Genomic DNA, 15,846 nt, shown 5'->3' with positions numbered 1-15,846 from the left:
CCCGGGGCCATCCGACCCCCGAACGGGTCCCTCACATTCCCCCGTGGCACCCTGTGCCCCTCCCGAGACCTGTGAGACGACCGATGCGGCGCCTGCTGGCCCTGACCCTCTGCCTGTTCACCGGCCATGCCCTGGCCGCGAACCCCGTCTTCGACGTCCACGTCCACCTGCGCGACGGCGAAACCTCCCTGCAGCAGTACCGCGACGACGTCCGCGCCGCCGGCCTGCAACTGTCCGGCATCGGCGTGATGTGGTTCGGCGGCCCCCACCAGGCCCGGCAGGGCGACCTGGACAAGATCCGCGCCGGCAACGACCGCGTCATCGCCCTGGCGACCAAACACCCCGACGTCCTGCCCATCGCCACCGTCCACCCGTACGACGGCGACGCCGCCCTGGCCGAACTTGCCCGCGTCGCCGCCGCCGGCGTGAAGGTGCTGAAGATCCACGCCCACACCCAGGGCTTCGATGTGTCCGATCCCCGCGTCGAAACCCTCGCACGCCGCGCCGGCGACCTTGGCGTCACCGTGCTGATGGACAACGCCAACATCCTGCCCGGCGACAGCGAAAAGCTGTTCAACCTGGTGGTGCGCGTACCGAAGACGAAGTTCATCCTCGCCCACATCGGCGGCCTCAACTTCCGCTTCTGGAACATCCTCGCCCTCGCACGCACCGCCGACGGCTTCGGCTTCGAGAACCTCTACTTCGACATCTCCGCCACCGTGCTGGTCGTGGCCGATTCCCCCGTCGAAGAAGAATTCCTCTGGACCCTGCGCAACGTCGGCCTCGACCACGTCCTGCTCGGCTCCGACTACCCGCAGATCGGCCTCGACGTCACCGCCAAGGCCCTCGACCGCCTCGACCTGAGCGATGAAGAGAAGGCGAAGATCCGCAGCGGGAATGCGATGACGTTGTTCGGGCGGTGACGTAGGGTGGGCCTCGGCCCACCGTGTTGATGCCTCCGCCGCGATATTCCTCGACGGGATATCGCCATGTCGGAAAGACCGTGACGGCGGGCCAAGGCCCGCCCTGCGAGGCGAAGTACCATGGGACAACGCTGATCAGGAGGGAGTCTGTATGCGCAAGTGGACGGTGGTGATGGTGCTGGGCCTGGTGGCCTGCACGGGATTGGGCGCGAGAACGGGCAGCGATGCGGCGTCATCCGCATCGAACGGTGCATTCGACGGCGAATGGGCGGCCTGCCACGGCGAGACCCCGCCGGATCAGTGCAGCCGCTACGTGCTGCTGCAACGGGGCGACCGTGTCTGCGGTACCTGGTTCCATTTCGCCACCGGAAAAGAGTACAGAGGCAGGATCGTCGCGCGCGCGGACTCGTCCACGGAGGCGCGGCGCACGCACGTGTGCGGTCGTAAGAGCGTCGAGTCCAATACCGAATGCGAGGACGGCTGGCAGCGCATCGACAAACCGCTGCGGCTCTGCGACGGCGTGCTCTCCGACTCGACGCGCGCGGACGGTTCCTGCTTCGCCGACTACCAGTCCGTTCCGCTGGCCGACGACGCGCGCGCTGCCTTGCAGGCGGAACCGTGGATGCAGGCCTGCCTGTCGGGCGAGCCGTGACGTAACTCCAGCTGCGTAGGGCGGGCCTTGGCCCGCCGTGTTGATGCATCCGTTGCGGTGTTGCCCGGCGAAACATCGCCGTGTCGTTCCCCGATGCGATATCGCGAGGTCGGAAACGTCGCGATGGCGGGCTTGAGCCCGCCTTACGGAATCTGGCGTATCGCGTGTGCGGACGGTAAAGCGCCCCTCATCCGCCTTCGGCACCTTCTCCCCGTGGCACGGGGAGAAGGGAGCAGCGGCACGCGGCGGTGTCGCTCAGGCGTGCGAGGTGGGCGCCTTGTTCCGCAGCGACAGACAGTAGGCGGCGGTGATCGCGATGCCGGCCAGCACCGCCGCCGAACCGCCGATCACGGCGATGTCCTTAGGTGCGGCGATCCAGAAGCCCGCATAGACCAGCCCGCTGAGCGCCATCGACCAGCCGGCAACGCGCTGCGCCTGCCGCGCGCGGGCGCTGGGCACGAACCGCTTCGGCATCTGGTTGCCGAACCACGCCACCATCAGGCCGACCGCGCCCATGACGATGCGGTCGACCATCTCGCCCTCGATATAGCCCCGCGAGCGTGCGAACGTGGCGCACAGCGCCAGCACCACGATGCCGATGCCCCACGCCAGGCTGGTGATCACTTCTCTGTTCATCGCGCAGACTCCTTCTTGGACTTGGGCGCGGGACTGCCCGCACCGAACGAATGGACGAAGCCGAGCAGGGCGTCTTCCAGCACCGACAGCTTCAGGTGGTAGATCACGGACTTGCCGACCTTATCCGCATGCACCAGGTCGGCCTCCTTCAGCACCGCGAAGTGCGCCGACATCGTCGGCTTGGAGACATCGAACTGGTCGCTCAGCTCGCCCGCACTCAGCGGCCCCTTGCGCAGCAGCTGCAGCACCTGGCGGCGGGTGGGATCGGAAAGGGCGCGGAAGACCTGGCTCATGATGTGATAGTTAGCTAATCGTCTAACTATGTCAACCGCCGCTTGTCGGTCTGACCTCTGGTTCGACGCGGGTGCGTTGGATCGGGAAAAGGTGTCCCTGCACCGTCCCCCGGAGTCATGCCATGCGCCTCGCCCCCACGCTGTCCGTCCTGCTGTGCGTGCTGGTCGCCGCACCTGCCCATGCCGGCTGGAAAGCCGCCAATCCCACCGTCGAGGACGCCGCGAAACAACCGCGCATCGCCGCCGCCATCGCCGCGGCGATGCGTTTCGACCAGGCGATCGTGACGCACGACGCGAAGGTGTTCGCCGACACCTTCACCGACGACGCGGTGGTCAACAACCCGTTCAACCGCATCGCGCGCAAGCCCGACGCCGTGGCCAACTTCGCCACCGGCCTGATCGACTACACCACGCTGGACCGCGTGATCGAGTACGCCGCCACCCGCGGCGCGCACGACGTGGTGCTGATGGGCGAGGAGCACCTGACGCGGTCGGCAAGGCGAAGTTCGCCGGCAAGCAGGTCAAGCGCCGCACCACCGAAATCTGGACCGACGCCAGCGGCGAATGGAAGCTGGCGCTGCGGCAGGCGACGATCTATTCGGCGGAGTAGGGCGGGCTCAAGCCCGCCGTCGCAGACCGTCCGGCATCGCGATACTCCGCCCGGCAACACGATGGCGGATACATCCACATGGCGGGCTTGAGCCCGCCCTACGGGTGCGGTTTCCGCATCATTCTGGCGGCAAGCGCGCCCGCACGCGTTCCGTTGCCTGCGCGATCACACGCTGGATGTCGGCCAACGTGGTCTCGGGCAGGTTGTTGAACTCCATCAGCCGGTGCGAGAGTTCGCGGCCGCGCGTGGCTTCCTCCACCGCGAACCGCACTTCCTGCAAGGCCACCCGGCGGTGATCGGCGACCCGGCGGGGATCATGCGAGCCGTACACATCGGCGGAGGCGCGCTGCAGGGCGCAGAACAGGCTGCGCTTGTTCGCCGCTTCATCGTCGGCGCACTGGCGGTCGTCGCTGCGGTTCCAGGCGGACTCGTCCTGCAGCAACGCGGCCGCGCGCTCGAGTGTCTTCAGATCGTCGGTGGTCGCGGGCAGATTGCGCACTTCGTACTGCGCCGGATCGCCGAACTTCTCGCGCGCTTGCGGTGGTGGCGCGTCTTGCGCGTGCGCCTGCATCGACACGCACGCGAGAAGTCCGAAGGTGACCAGCAGCGGCGGGGAGCGGCGAAGCGTGCGTGCGTTCATGAGCGTGGCCCGTCGTCGTGTGGGCAGGGCACCGTCGCGACGCGACGGCGAGAAAGGCGGTGCACCGGCACACTATCGCTTCCACGGCCGGTTGGCGAATGGCCGGGCCATGCAGCCTGTGCAGGGCGGGCTCAAGCCCGCCGCGTGGATGCACCCGATGCGGTGCTCCTCAACGAGATATCGCGATGGCGGAAGGTCCGCGATGGCGGGCTTGAGCCCGCCCTACGGCATCCGCGCACTCAATCCTCGTCCTGTGCGTCGCGCCCCTGCTGGCGGATCAGCGCGAGCTCGCGGGCGTCGTTGATCGCATCGCGCACGCCGTCGAGGTCGACGCTGCGCTCGTCCGGGGTGAACTGGCCGGTCAGTGGCGTGTCGGGCAGCAGCGTGCCAGCTTCGAACAGCACCCACATCTCTTCGCCGTACCAGGTATCGAGCAGCTCCGGCGCCCAGCGGCCCAGCGTGGCGGTGAGGTTGTTGACGTCGCGCAGCAGCATGGTGCGCGCGGCGTTGTTGCCCGCGGCGCTGACCACCTGCGGGAAGTCGATCACCACCGGGCCGTCGGGGCCGACCAGCACGTTGTAGGCCGACAGGTCGCCGTGAATCAGGCCGCAGCAGAGCATCCGCACGACCTGCCGCACCAGCACGGCGTGGTACTCGCGGGCCTGTTCGGGCGTCAGTTCCACTTCGCCCAGACGCGGGGCCGAAAAGCCTTCGGCGTCGGTGACCAGTTCCATCACCAGCACGCCGTGGAAGAAGCCGTACGGCTCTGGCACGCGCACGCCGGCCTCACGCAGCTGGTACAGCGCGTCGACCTCGGCGTTCTTCCATTCGGCTTCCTGCTGCTTGCGGCCATAGCGGCTGCCGCTGGCGACCGCACGCGCCTCGCGGCTGCCGCGCGACTTGCGGCCTTCCTGGTACTGCGCGCGCTTCTGGAAGCTGCGCTGCGCCATGTCCTTGTAGACCTTCGCGCAGCGGACGTCGTCGCCCGCGCGCACCACGTAGACCGAGGCCTCCTTGCCGCTCTTGAGCGGTCGCAGCACCTCGTCGATGACGCCTTCGTCGATCAGCATCAGCAGGCTGGCAGGGGTCTTCACGGCATCCTTGTGTGAACGGGCTCGCGGCCGGAGCACGCGACGGGCGCGCAGTGTGCCCGAACCGGGCGCGGCGTGCAGGTACCGGCGTCCCGTACATGCGTTACGTTGCACGGGCGGTGGCGTAGGGCGGGCCTTGGCCCGCCGTCCGGCCGTGCGATGGCGGGCCAAGGCCCGCCCTACGGAATGCGAGGCAGCGCATCGTAGGGTGGGCCTTGGCCCACCGCACCGCGAATCGCCCGAGTCCCGGTACTTACCGATACGCGCCGGCGGCATGCGCCTACATCATGTCGAGGACGGTCTCGGCAATCTTCCTGCATGCCGAACTATCGTCGCGTGCTTGTGCCGGGTGGCACGTACTTCTTCACCGTGAATCTGCGTGAACGTCATCGCGGCCTGTTGGTGGAACACATCGAGTCGCTGCGTGAGGCTTTCCGGATCACCAAGGCGGCGCGACCTTTCCACCTTGTCGCCATTGCGGTGTTGCCTGACCACCTGCATTGCGTGTGGCGGCTACCGCAGGGCGATGCCGACAACGCACGGCGGTGGGCGCAGATCAAGGGGTTTTTCAGCGTGCGATTGCCAATGCAGGACGCCCGGCCATCGAGGCGCATCGCGCGCCGAGAGCAGGGTGTTTGGCAGCGCCGGTACTGGGAACACCTGATCCGCGACGAGGACGATCTGCGTCGCCACGTCGATTACGTGCATATCAATCCGGTGAAGCACGGTCATGCTGCACGCGCTGTCGATTGGCCGCACTCGTCGTTCGGGCGCTGGGTGGCGCGTGGCGTGTATGCGGAAGATTGGGCGGCCGATCCGTCGGCTATCACAGGCGCAGGGGAGCGGACGGGAGCGTGATGGCGCACGACGGCGGGCCAAGGCCCGCCCTACGGGATGCTGGCAATGCGTAGGGTGGGCCTTGGCCCACCGCCACGTGATGCGTGATCGCGCAAAGGCGGCGTTCGGATCCCGGGCTACCGGTGTGCGGATGCTCACGCATGCGGGAAGCGCGGTGATGGCGTACGACGGCGGGCCGAGGCCCGCCCTACGAGGGGTCGCGCTTCACCCGTTGCACGCGCTGGCGGTACGCACGCACGTTGTCGCCGTCGATACGGGTGCGCTGGGTGCCGATGACGGTGTCGACCTTGCGGTCGTCGCCGGTCACCGGCTTGGCCTCGATGTCGGTCTCATGCTCGAAGGCATGCGACTTGTCGGTGTTGCGGTAGTACCGGTAGATCGCCCAGTACAGCGCCGCGGCGCCGGTGGGGCCGAGGGCCAGCAGCCATAGGCCGTTGTCGTCGCTCATGTGTCGTTGCTCATGATCCGGCCCAGATGATCCAGAGGGCGATGCCCTCCAGGAAGGTGCCCACGGTCAGCGCGGTCAGCAGCAGCTTCCACTGCTGCACGGGCACGCTGCCCATCGTTTCGCCGGTGCGGCCGTTGACCGCGATGTAGTGCAGCATGCCGCCGTTGCTGCCGGGCTGGTGGTACGAGTACAGCCATACCGGCAGGTACATCGACACCCAGCGCGTGCCATGCACGTCGAGCTGTTCCTGTTCCCAGCGCACGCCGCGGTCGTAACGGCCGACCGAGCTTTCCACCTGCGCGCGCGCGATCGACAGCAGCTGGTCCTCCAGCCGCGGACGCAGCTGCTCCACGTCGGTGTCGCGCTTCTCAGAGGTGAAGCCGGACAGGTAGGAGGCGTTCCACTTCACCGCGTTCTTGGTGTCGAACGGCAGGATGGTGTTGATGATGTTCTGCGTGTTGACCTTGGTGTCGAGGTTGCCGCGCTCGCGCGAGGATTCCAGCGGCAGGTCGTCGACGGTGAAGTCGACCGCGCGTTCCACCCGGTAGATGTCGGCGTCGTAGTAGGTCTTCTTGTTCTTGTCGGTGCCGCGCGTGTACTTGCGCGTCTGGATCTCGCCCTTGCCGGCCACCGCCGCGCTCGCGTTGCCGTCGACGATCATGTAAGGCAGGTACACGCCGACGACGTTCTCCGGCGAGAACTGCTCCTTGAACGCCTTCAGCGCGAACAGCTTGCGCTTGTCGACGAACTGGCGGATGCGCGCGACCGCGTCGTCCTTCCTGATGTGGAACGGCAGCACCGCGTCGGGCACGGCGCCGTTGGGAATCTGCTCGTTGACGCCGAACACGTGGCGGCACCAGTGGCAGCGCGCGGTCATGGCGCTCTGCGTGTTCACCGTGACCTCGGCGCCGCAGCCGGTGCACTTGAAGGTCATCAGGACGGCGGCGTCGGCCTGGATGTCGCGCGCGCCGGAGGCGATGACGGTGCCGCGCAGCTCGGCGATGCCTTCGCCGAAGCCGAACGCTTCCTCGACGCGCTCGCCGACCCACTCGTTGCGGCAGTACAGGCAGACCAGCACGTCGCTGCCCAGCTTGTGGCGGATGTCGGTGGCGCCGCACTTCGGGCAGCGGTTCTGCCCGTCCTTCAGCTCGGCCGCGGCGGTATCGATGGCGACCGGATCGGGCGCCTCGAGTTCTTCACGGATCGCATCGGGCAGGGTGGCGGGATCGACCGGGAAACTCCCGGGCAACGGTGGCACCTCCTGCGGCGAGCCGGGGCCCAGCGCAGGAGGCACCGGCGGCAGCGGCGGAGGCGCCGGACGGTGCGGGGTGGACATGCGTGCGTCCGCTTACAGGCCCAGGGCCTTCGCCTTCAGCGCGTCGTAGTCGGACTGCGTGATCAGGCCCAGGTCGAGCATTTCCTTGGCCTTCTTCAGCTTCGCGACCGGATCCTCGGCGGCCGGTGCTGCGGGCGCAGCCGGCTGCTGCAGGTTGCCCAGGCCCATCATGCCGGTGGCCATGCCCACGCCCATCAGGCCCGCCGCGCCGCCGTTCTCGCCGGCGGACTGGATGCCCTGGGCGACGCTGGCCTGCAGGTTGGAATTGCCGCGCGCGCCGGACAGCGCATCGGCGCGCTGCACGGTCTTCAGCAGTTCACGCGTGTTGGCGTCGTACTCGATGGAGACGATGGCGGTCTTGACGATGGCCAGGCCGCGGTCGGAACTCCACTGGTAGCCCTGTTCGACGGCGGCCGACAGGCTCTGCGCGAAGCCCAGCGAATCCTGCTGCAGCTTGGTGATGCGGTTGCCCTTGGACGGATCGTTCGTGTACAGGCTGAAGGCGGGCGCCAGCGAGCCGACCACTTCGTTGAACAGCTGGGTGGCGGCGGCATTGTCGAGGTCGGTGAAGTCGAACACCTTGCCCGACTGCAGGTAAGCCGCCGGCACGAAGTTCTTCACGAACAGGATGGGGTCGACGATCTTCAGCGTGTACGAGCCGCGCGTGACCGCCCCGACCTGGGTGTTGAGGAAACCGTCGTCCCAGTAGATCTCGGACTGCGTGCCGAAGCGGTTGTCCGGCAGTTCCTTCAGCGAGACGAAGAACGCCGCCTGCTGCGAGCCCGGCTGGCCGCCGAACTTGAAGCGCTCCCAGCTCTGGGTGATGAAGGTCGACACGATGCCGTCGCCGGCGAAGATCGACTTGGAGTTGATGTCGTCCGAGCGCCACTCGTAGCCGCCCGGCTCGGCGACGAACGCGGTGATGGCGCCGTCCTGCATCAGCAGCAGGCCGTAGCCTTCGGGCACGACGATCTTCGAGCCGTTGGTGATGATGTTGGACGAACCGCTGGTGTTGGACCCGCGCCCGGCGTTGGTGCCCTGGGGCACCGCGGCAAACAGCGCCGCCGTCGACGGCAGGCCTGCCGGCACCGTGTAGAAATCCTTCCACTGGTCGCCCAGCACGCCACCGACCGCACCCACCACCGCCTGTACAAGACCCATGACATCGCTCCGTGATTCGAAGGCGGGAAGGGGCACCCGCCATGCCGGTCCGAGTATACAGAGCGATACGCGGTGTCCATGGCGCAGAGGTCATGGGCGCGAACGTTGCGAAATCGTTACGCGGCCTGCGTGCGCCGGTTCCGGCTACGATGCGGCATGCCCGCCGACGATGCCGATGTCTTCGAAGCCGACCTGCCGCTGGTGCGGCGCGAGTTCCCGTGGCCGATCCGCGTGGGCTGTGTCGTCGCCGGTGCGTTCGCCGTCGCGATGCCGTTGTGGGAACTCGGGCGTGCGCTGTGGCCGCTCAACCTGCTGACGCCGTTCTTCGCCATCATCATCGGCGGCGCGGGCTATGTCGGCGTGCAGTTCATGCGCGCCGGCCTGTCGGGCTGGGGGGATGTGTGGACGTATCCACGCGACGAGATCCGCGTGCAGCGGCGCGAATGGGGCCGCCACACCACGACCCGCCTGACCACCGCCAACGTGGCCACCGTTGAAGTACGCCGGAGCGAGGACGCCGACCACGACGACGCACCGTGGCAGGTGGTGATCGTGCCGAAACCGACGGTCTCCGGACTGGCCGCGATCGCGGGTGCGGGCGGCGTGTTCGATGCGGGGCGCTTCGGCTCCGAGGCCTATGCCGAGCGCGTGCGGAACGCGTTGGTCGCACACCTCGGACTCTGACGCCTGCCGTAGGGTGGGCTTTGGCCCACCGCATTTGGTGTGTGATGCGTGATGGCGGGCCAAGGCCCGCCCTACGGCGATCCGCGTGAGCCGATCACTTCGCCGGCAACGCCCGGTTCCTGCCGTCTGCCTTCGCGCAGTACAGCGCGGCATCGGCGACGTGCAGCAGTGCATCCGGTGTGCCGCCCTGCGCCGGACGCTGGCTGGCGGCGCCGATGCTGATGGTGACGACATCGGCGACGCTGGAGGCGCGGTGGGGCAGGGCGAGGCCTTGCACGTCGGCCACCAGCTGGCGCGCGAGTGCGAGCGCACAGTCCGCGTCGCAATCCGGCAGCAGCACGGCGAACTCTTCGCCGCCGTAGCGTGCGGCTAGGTCGTCGCCACTGCGCAGGCTGTCGGCCAGATGCGTGGCGAGGGTGGCCAAGGCGGTATCGCCGCCGAGGTGGCCGTAGCTGTCGTTGTAGGCCTTGAACTCGTCCACGTCGATCAGCAGCACGGCCAGCGGCGCATCGCGTTCGGCATGGTCGTCCCAGGCCAGCTGCAGGCGGCGGGTGAACTCGCGGCGGTTGGCGATGCCGGTGAGCGCATCGCTGGCGGCCAGCAGTTCGAGCCGGGCATTGGCTTCGCGCAGGGCGTCGGTGCGCACCGCCACTTCGTGGGTCAGCGCACGTTCGCGCTCGCGCGCCGAGCGCAGGCGCCGCCGCACGAGTGCGCCGAGCAGGCCCAGAGCGAGCAGCGCCACCAGCGTGCGCAGCCACCAGGTCTGGTGCCACTGCGGCAGCAGGGTGAAGCGCAACTGCGCACCGGCCTCGTTCCACACGCCGTCGTTGTTGCTGGCCATCACCCGGAACACGTAATCGCCGGGCGGCAGGTTGGTGTAGTAGGCGGCGCGGCCGGCGCCGGGTTCGCTCCAGGCGCGGTCGAAGCCTTCCAGCCGGTAGCGGTAGCGCACGGCCGAGGGCGCCACGTAGCTCATCGCGGCGAAGTGCAGTTCCAGCCGTTCCACGCCTGGACCGAGCCGGCCGGCGCGTTGCGGATCCAGGTCCACGCCATCCACCAGCAGGCGCTCGATCGAGACCGGTGGCGGTTGCGGATTGCCCTGCATGCGGTCCGGATCGACGATCACCACGCCCTTGGCGGTGCCGAACCAGAGCCGGCCGTCCTCGCTGCGGTCCGCCGGTGTCTGTGACGCGCCGTTGCCCTGCGCATTGAGCATGCCGTCGCTGATGCCGTACCAGTGCGGGGCGAGCTGCTGCACCTCGCCACGGTCGAGCGCGGCGAAACCGGCCTTGGCCAACCGGCCGATGCCGCGGTTCGAACTGAACCAGAGGTTGCCGCTTCCGTCGTCGAGCAGGGCGAACACCGCATCGCCATGGAAGCCGGCGCGCTCCAGGTAGCGGGTGACCTTGCCGTCGCGGATGCGCATGATGCCCACGCTGGTGCCCAGCCACACGCTGCCGTCGGCGGCCTGGCGGAAGGCGAACACGCTGGTGCCGGGCAGGCCATCGGTCCCGCAGGTGTCCACGGTGCCGCGGGTCAGGCAACGCAGGCCGCTGCGCAGGCCGATCCACAGCCGGCCATCGGGATCTTCGTACAGGGCACGGGTGTCGTCGCCGCGGGTGCCTTCCACCACGTCGACCTTGCTGCCGTCGATGCGCGCCACGCCCTGCAGCGTGCCGGTCCACATGCCGCCCTGGCGAGCGGGGGCGAAGGCGAACACGATGGTGCCCGGCAGGCCGTCGGCCAGGCCGAAATTGCGGGCGTGGCCGCGCGCGTCGAAGCGGGTGACGCCTTCGGTGCCGGCCACCCACAGCTGGCCCTGCGCGTCGGAGAGGATGGCGCGCACCAGCTGGCTGGGCAGCTGGCGGTTGTAGTCGGTCGCCGGCTGCAGGGCCGACCCCTGGTAACGGGACAAGCCGGCGCCGTCGGTGCCGACCCAGAGCGGCCCACCGGGCACCTGGTGCACCGCGCGCACCGCGTTGGAGACCATCTGCCCGGTCACCGTGACCAGCTTGGACGGGCTGAGCCGGTGCAGGCCGCTGGAGGTGGTGCCGATCCACAGGTTGCCTTCGCGGTCTTCGAACATCGACCGCACCGTCTCGCCCTGCAGGCCGGCGAGGGTGTTGTCGCAGCTGAAGGTGTCGGTGGTCAGGCGGCACAGGCCCACGTCCAGCGGTGCGAACCAGACGTTGCCGTCGCGGTCGCCGTACAGGCTGTAGATGCGCTTCCCGTCGATCGCCGCGGCGCGCGGATCGCGGTGGAAACGACCATCGCGGAAGAACGCGGGTCCTGCCTGCGTGCCGACCCAGGCCGCGCCGGACGCATCGACGGTGAGGCTGTACACCGCGTTGCTGGGCAGACCGTCGCGTTCGTCGTAGAGCCGCGCGTGGCCGTCGTGCCAGTGGACGACGCCGACGCCGTCCGCCGCGATCCAGATGCCGCCCGCGCGATCGGCGACGATGGCCCGGTAGAAGCCACGCGGCGGGAAGCCGTCGGCATCGCCCAGCAGTCGCGGGGCTCCATTCGCCATCCGCGCCACGCCGGCGTTGGTGGTCAGCCACAGGCCGCCCTCCGTGTCGTCGACGATGCCGAACACGCTGTCGATGCCGTCGGGCATCGGTACCGGCTCCAGCGTGCGGCCCTGCCGGCGGTACAGGCCGCCGTTGAGGGTGCCGACCCACAGGCCGCCCTTGCGGTCCGCGCTGACGGCGGTGATGGCCGAGCTCTTCAGCGCCGGCGCGACGCGCGGGTCGATGGTCTCGAAGCCGTCGCCGCTGTGTCGTGCCAGCCCGCCGTAGGTGGCCAGCCAGATCGCGCCATCGGCCTGCTGCGCGATGGACAGCACCGTGCCCTGCGGCAGCTCGTTCTCGTACCAGACATGGGTGAACTGGCCGATCGCCCGCCGCGCTTCCAGCGCCTGGACGGGAAACAGCAGGAGCGCGCACAGCGCGGCGACGAGCAGGGCGCTGGCGCGCCGCACATCAAGGAACATGCGGAATTCCGGGCATCGGTCCCCCCACCGGTGGCGCGCCATGCTATCAGTAACCTCGATAACGGCGGCGTTCGCCGAGGATTGAGGGCTGACAACGCGCCCAACGTGCCGACAGCGATCCTGCGGCGGCAAAGCCACCCCGCTGAGCTTGCCCCCGTTACAGCACCGGCCACCACATGAATGCCGCGGCGGCCAGGCTGCCAGCCAGGGTGGCGAAGGCGAGCAGGCCCAGCGCGGTGCCCATGGCGGTCTTCACCCACGCATGGGGTGAGCGCTCGGCACGGAAATACAGTTCCAGCACGGCGAGCGGCACCACCCAGCTGCCGACGCTGACCAGGATGAAGGTCGCGCCCTGGTAGTCGATCTTGATCCCCAGCGGGGTCAGTACCAGCCCGGCCAGCATGATGCCGATGCGCAGGAACCACACGCCATTGACCAGCAGCCAGGCGCGCAGGGCGTGGCGGCGGTGGGTGGCGACATCGCGGCGCAGGGCGCTGCGCCAGGCCAGCACGGCGAAGCAGAGGATCAGCAGGCCGTTGAGGCTGATCGACAGGTCGCTCCCGGTGCCCAGGCGTGAACCGCGCACCCAGACCAGCCAGAACCCGGTGAGCGTCACCACCAGCGCGACGCCAAGGAAGAGACGCCCGTTCCAGCGGTGCACGGCGGGCCAGCGACGGCGCAGCGCGGGCACCAGTTGCCAGAGGCCGGCAAAGGTCACCAACCCGGCCAGCACCGCATGGCCGAGGAACTGGGTGTTGCCGACGATATCGCCAGGCACGTAGCCGGTGACGTGCGGCTTCGCGTTGAGTCCGGCGAGGTCGCCCGTGGCCAGCGCACCGCCGAAGAACGCGGCGATGAAGACGACGAACGCCAGTTGTCCGAGCGTGGCGGTGACGAACCAGAACGTGGCACCTGCAGACAGCAGGCGCGGCGGCGAGGGCAGGCGAAGCGAAGCATTCACGTGATGTCTCCTGGGAGGGAAAGCCCGCACCATGGCGACCGCCAGAACGCGCGTCCCGCCGATTTGCGATTCGGCCAGCCGGATCGGCGATGGAAAATCGTCGTTCACGCCCGGGTAGGGCATGACCGATGGCGCTTGCCGATGACAGGCCGGTCGTCGACGCTGTCGCAGGAACACGGGAGGGCGACGCGATGCACCGGTGGCAGGCAGTGGCGACGGGAGTCGCGGTCGCAGTGGCGACGATGTCCTTGCTGGTCCTGCTGGCGCAGCGCTCCCGGCGCGACGCCGAGGTGCTGTTCGCGGTCGTCAGCGGCTCGATGGCGCTGTCGCTGATGTCGCCCTGGATGCACGGCGCACCCACCTGGATGCTGTGGGCGGTCGCCATCGGCGGCAGCGCGACCTGCAACGGATTCTGGCTGGTGTCGCGGGCGCTGTTCCGCGGCGAGGGTGGCGTGGGCCGTGTGCAGGTGGGCGTAGCCGCCGGTGTCGCCCTGCTGATCGCGGGGTATCGCGTCGCCAGCCTTGGCGAACAGGGTGAGATGTCGCCATGGGCCTCGGCGCTGGACAGTCTGCTGACGCTGGCCAGTTCCAGCCTGCTGGTGCTGACCTTCGTGGAAGCCTTGCGCGGCTGGTCGCCGCGGTTGCCGCGTGCCGAGCGCCGGCTGCGTCTGGGGTTCATGGCGGTATTCGCCGGCTGCGTGCTGTCGGCGACGCTGATCGGCGCGCTGGGCAAGGCGTGGCCCGCCGTCGCGGCTATGCGATCCGGTGCGATCGCGCTGTGCGTCCTGGCGATCGTACTGTTCACCCACGTCGCGCTGCACTACCGCCGGCGTGCTCCGTTGGCGACACGGATCCCGCCGCCGGCAGCGTCGGGAGCGCAGGAGGACGCGGCGCCGGCACCGCGCACGCAGGGTCCATTGACGGCGGAGGACGCGCGACTGGCGGCCGCCCTGCAGCACCAGCTGGAGGTGCTGCAGGTCTACCGCGAACCGGAACTCAAGGTGCTGGACCTGGCCGGGCGGTTGCGCGTGCCGGAGCATCGATTGAGCCGGCTCATCACGCAGGCGCTGGGCGAGAAGAACTTCAACCAGCTGGTCAACCGGTACCGCATCGCCTACGCCTGCCGCCGGCTGGCGGAGCCGGAGGCGGCCGACAGCATCCTCGACATCAGCGGCGATGCGGGCTTCGCGTCGCTGGGTCCGTTCAACCGCGCGTTCAAGGCGGCGATGGACTGCACGCCCAGCGCGTACCGCGCGGCCTGCCGGGCGCAGGCGGGCGCCGACGCCGGAACGGAAGCCGCGCTGCCGTCGGTGCAGCGCTGACCGTGCCTGTCAGCCGCGCACGGCGGCTTCGATCTTCGCGACGTCGATCTTCTGCATCGTCATCATGGCGGCGAACGCGCGCTTGGCGACGGCGCGATCCGGGTTCGCCATGGCGTCGGTCAGCACGCGCGGGGTGATCTGCCAGTTCAGGCCCCACTTGTCCTTGCACCAGCCGCAGGCGCTCTCGCGGCCGCCGTTGCCGACGATGGCGTTCCACAGGCGGTCGGTTTCTTCCTGGTCGTCGGTGGCGATCTGGAACGAGAACGCCTCGCTGTGCGTGAACGCACCGCCGCCGTTCAGGCCAATGCACGGAATGCCGAAGACGGTGAACTCCACCGTCAGCACGTCGCCTTCCTTGCCGGACGGGTAGTCGCCCGGCGCGCGGTGTACGGCCTTCACCTCGCTGTCGGCGAAGGTCTTCGCGTAGAAGTTCGCCGCTTCCTCGGCGTCGTTGTTGTACCAGAGGCAGATCGTGTTCTTCGGGGTCATGGTGGTCTCCGGGATCGGATGAGGGACAGAAGGTGGGGCGATCATCCCGCCCCGATGGGAACGTCGGGTGAAAGCTGCGTCGATCAGTCGTCGACGAACGAACCCGTGCGCACGTCGCCGTCGCGCAGATAGCGGCTGACGATCACGCCGGTCTTCGTGGTACGCGAGGCGGCCAGCCGGAACGACGCGGCCTGCGTGCGGTCGTCGAACAGGCGCTTGCCGCGCCCCAGCAGGACCGGATACGTCAGCAGGCGCAGCTCGTCGACGACATCGCTGGCCAGCAGCTGGTGCAGCACGTCGCTGCTGCCCTGGGTCACCAGGTCCGGCCCATCGCGATGCTTGAGTGCGCGCACCGCCGAAACGACGTCCGCACCGAGCGCATGGCTGTGCCGCCAGGCGAGCGTGTCGGGATGGTGGGTGGCCACGTACTTGGTGGCGCCGTTGAAGGCATCGGCGATGCCGCCATGCGGGGCGTCGCTCGGTACCTGCGGCCAGTAGCCGGCGAAGATGTCGTAGGTGCGCCGTCCCAGCAGCAGCGCGAACGGCTGCGCGAACAGGCCGTCCATCGCCTCGTCTTCACCCGCGTACGGCCACACCCAGCCGCCGTGGGCGAAGCCGCCGCTGGTGTCCTCGTCCGGACCGCCCGGGGCCTGCATGACACCGTCGAGGCTGACCATGACGGCCGCGATGAGTCTGCTCATGTCGTGCTTCCTGGCGGATCGTCAGGTCCGCCTCTCCACCCTGCGACGA

General features: G+C 68.9%; 17 protein-coding genes. 6 read left to right on the top strand and 11 right to left on the bottom strand.

All coding sequences use genetic code 11. From position 1 onward, the window contains the following. The first annotated feature begins 83 nt into the window (after positions 1–83). The gene (locus tag IB230_RS02955; protein WP_192268575.1) at positions 84–923 is read left to right on the top strand and encodes an amidohydrolase family protein; all 840 of its coding nucleotides are present in this window, start codon (positions 84–86) and stop codon (positions 921–923) included. A gap of 151 nt (positions 924–1,074) precedes the next feature. After that, entirely contained in the window at positions 1,075–1,575 is a 501-nt protein-coding gene (locus tag IB230_RS02950) for a hypothetical protein (RefSeq protein WP_192268573.1), read from the top strand. Positions 1,576–1,830: 255 nt separating this feature from the next. Here the strand turns inward: IB230_RS02950 and IB230_RS02945 are convergent, their stop codons facing one another. Together IB230_RS02945 and IB230_RS02940 are read right to left on the bottom strand one after the other, a co-directional pair. Further along, a complete protein-coding gene (locus IB230_RS02945; protein WP_192268571.1) occupies positions 1,831–2,211 on the bottom strand; it encodes an ammonium transporter in 381 nt (126 codons plus the stop codon). After that, the gene (locus IB230_RS02940; protein WP_192268569.1) at positions 2,208–2,504 is read right to left on the bottom strand and encodes an autorepressor SdpR family transcription factor; all 297 of its coding nucleotides are present in this window, start codon (positions 2,502–2,504) and stop codon (positions 2,208–2,210) included. Before IB230_RS02940 ends, IB230_RS02945 begins: the two co-directional genes overlap by 4 nt. Before the next feature lie 122 nt (positions 2,505–2,626). Between IB230_RS02940 and IB230_RS02935 the strand changes: the two genes are divergently transcribed. Continuing rightward, positions 2,627–3,205 carry a nuclear transport factor 2 family protein gene (locus IB230_RS02935; protein WP_192268567.1) on the top strand — a complete coding sequence of 193 codons (579 nt, stop codon included), beginning with the start codon at positions 2,627–2,629 and terminating at the stop codon, positions 3,203–3,205. A gap of 27 nt (positions 3,206–3,232) precedes the next feature. On the opposite strand, the gene IB230_RS02930 is transcribed toward IB230_RS02935, so the two are convergent. Then, positions 3,233–3,754 carry a hypothetical protein gene (locus IB230_RS02930; RefSeq protein ID WP_192268565.1) on the bottom strand — a complete coding sequence of 174 codons (522 nt, stop codon included), beginning with the start codon at positions 3,752–3,754 and terminating at the stop codon, positions 3,233–3,235. 239 nt (positions 3,755–3,993) lie between these two features. After that, positions 3,994–4,848 (bottom strand): PA4780 family RIO1-like protein kinase, encoded by an 855-nt coding sequence (locus IB230_RS02925; RefSeq protein WP_192268563.1) that lies wholly within the window; start codon positions 4,846–4,848, stop codon positions 3,994–3,996. 315 nt (positions 4,849–5,163) lie between these two features. Here IB230_RS02925 and IB230_RS02920 point away from each other — a divergent pair, with 315 nt between their 5' ends. Further along, positions 5,164–5,703, top strand: coding sequence for a transposase (locus tag IB230_RS02920; protein ID WP_192268561.1), 540 nt, complete (start codon positions 5,164–5,166; stop codon positions 5,701–5,703). Between the two features lie 187 nt (positions 5,704–5,890). On the opposite strand, the gene IB230_RS02915 is transcribed toward IB230_RS02920, so the two are convergent. The 3 genes from IB230_RS02915 to IB230_RS02905 are packed head-to-tail and all read right to left on the bottom strand — an operon-like array spanning position 5,891 to position 8,648. After that, complete coding sequence (locus IB230_RS02915) at positions 5,891–6,151, bottom strand: hypothetical protein (RefSeq protein ID WP_192268558.1); 261 nt, start codon at positions 6,149–6,151, stop codon at positions 5,891–5,893. Positions 6,152–6,161: 10 nt separating this feature from the next. Next, positions 6,162–7,487 carry a TFIIB-type zinc ribbon-containing protein gene (locus IB230_RS02910; protein ID WP_192268556.1) on the bottom strand — a complete coding sequence of 442 codons (1,326 nt, stop codon included), beginning with the start codon at positions 7,485–7,487 and terminating at the stop codon, positions 6,162–6,164. A gap of 12 nt (positions 7,488–7,499) precedes the next feature. Beyond that, entirely contained in the window at positions 7,500–8,648 is a 1,149-nt protein-coding gene (locus IB230_RS02905) for an SPFH domain-containing protein (RefSeq protein ID WP_192268554.1), read from the bottom strand. Positions 8,649–8,804: 156 nt separating this feature from the next. Between IB230_RS02905 and IB230_RS02900 the strand changes: the two genes are divergently transcribed. Then, positions 8,805–9,332: a hypothetical protein gene (locus IB230_RS02900; protein WP_192268552.1), complete on the top strand. Its 528-nt coding sequence runs from the start codon at positions 8,805–8,807 to the stop codon at positions 9,330–9,332. 94 nt (positions 9,333–9,426) lie between these two features. On the opposite strand, the gene IB230_RS02895 is transcribed toward IB230_RS02900, so the two are convergent. Both IB230_RS02895 and IB230_RS02890 read right to left on the bottom strand, forming a co-directional pair. Next, positions 9,427–12,324 (bottom strand): two-component regulator propeller domain-containing protein, encoded by a 2,898-nt coding sequence (locus IB230_RS02895; protein WP_192268550.1) that lies wholly within the window; start codon positions 12,322–12,324, stop codon positions 9,427–9,429. Between the two features lie 157 nt (positions 12,325–12,481). After that, positions 12,482–13,285 (bottom strand): DUF2306 domain-containing protein, encoded by an 804-nt coding sequence (locus tag IB230_RS02890; RefSeq protein WP_192268542.1) that lies wholly within the window; start codon positions 13,283–13,285, stop codon positions 12,482–12,484. A gap of 242 nt (positions 13,286–13,527) precedes the next feature. Here IB230_RS02890 and IB230_RS02885 point away from each other — a divergent pair, with 242 nt between their 5' ends. Further along, positions 13,528–14,607 (top strand): helix-turn-helix domain-containing protein, encoded by a 1,080-nt coding sequence (locus IB230_RS02885; RefSeq protein ID WP_192268540.1) that lies wholly within the window; start codon positions 13,528–13,530, stop codon positions 14,605–14,607. A 9-nt stretch (positions 14,608–14,616) separates the two neighbouring features. On the opposite strand, the gene IB230_RS02880 is transcribed toward IB230_RS02885, so the two are convergent. Further along, positions 14,617–15,096 (bottom strand): VOC family protein, encoded by a 480-nt coding sequence (locus tag IB230_RS02880; RefSeq protein ID WP_192268539.1) that lies wholly within the window; start codon positions 15,094–15,096, stop codon positions 14,617–14,619. Positions 15,097–15,179: 83 nt separating this feature from the next. Then, positions 15,180–15,797, bottom strand: a complete 618-nt coding sequence (locus IB230_RS02875; protein ID WP_192268537.1) for a dihydrofolate reductase family protein — start codon at positions 15,795–15,797, stop codon at positions 15,180–15,182. Positions 15,798–15,846: the final 49 nt, after the last annotated feature.

The sequence above is a fragment of the Pseudoxanthomonas sp. PXM01 genome (assembly GCF_014851815.1).
Taxonomy (GTDB): domain Bacteria; phylum Pseudomonadota; class Gammaproteobacteria; order Xanthomonadales; family Xanthomonadaceae; genus Pseudoxanthomonas_A.
Note: the sequence above shows the minus strand (reverse complement) of the source record. Positions and strands in the feature narration are given on the sequence as shown.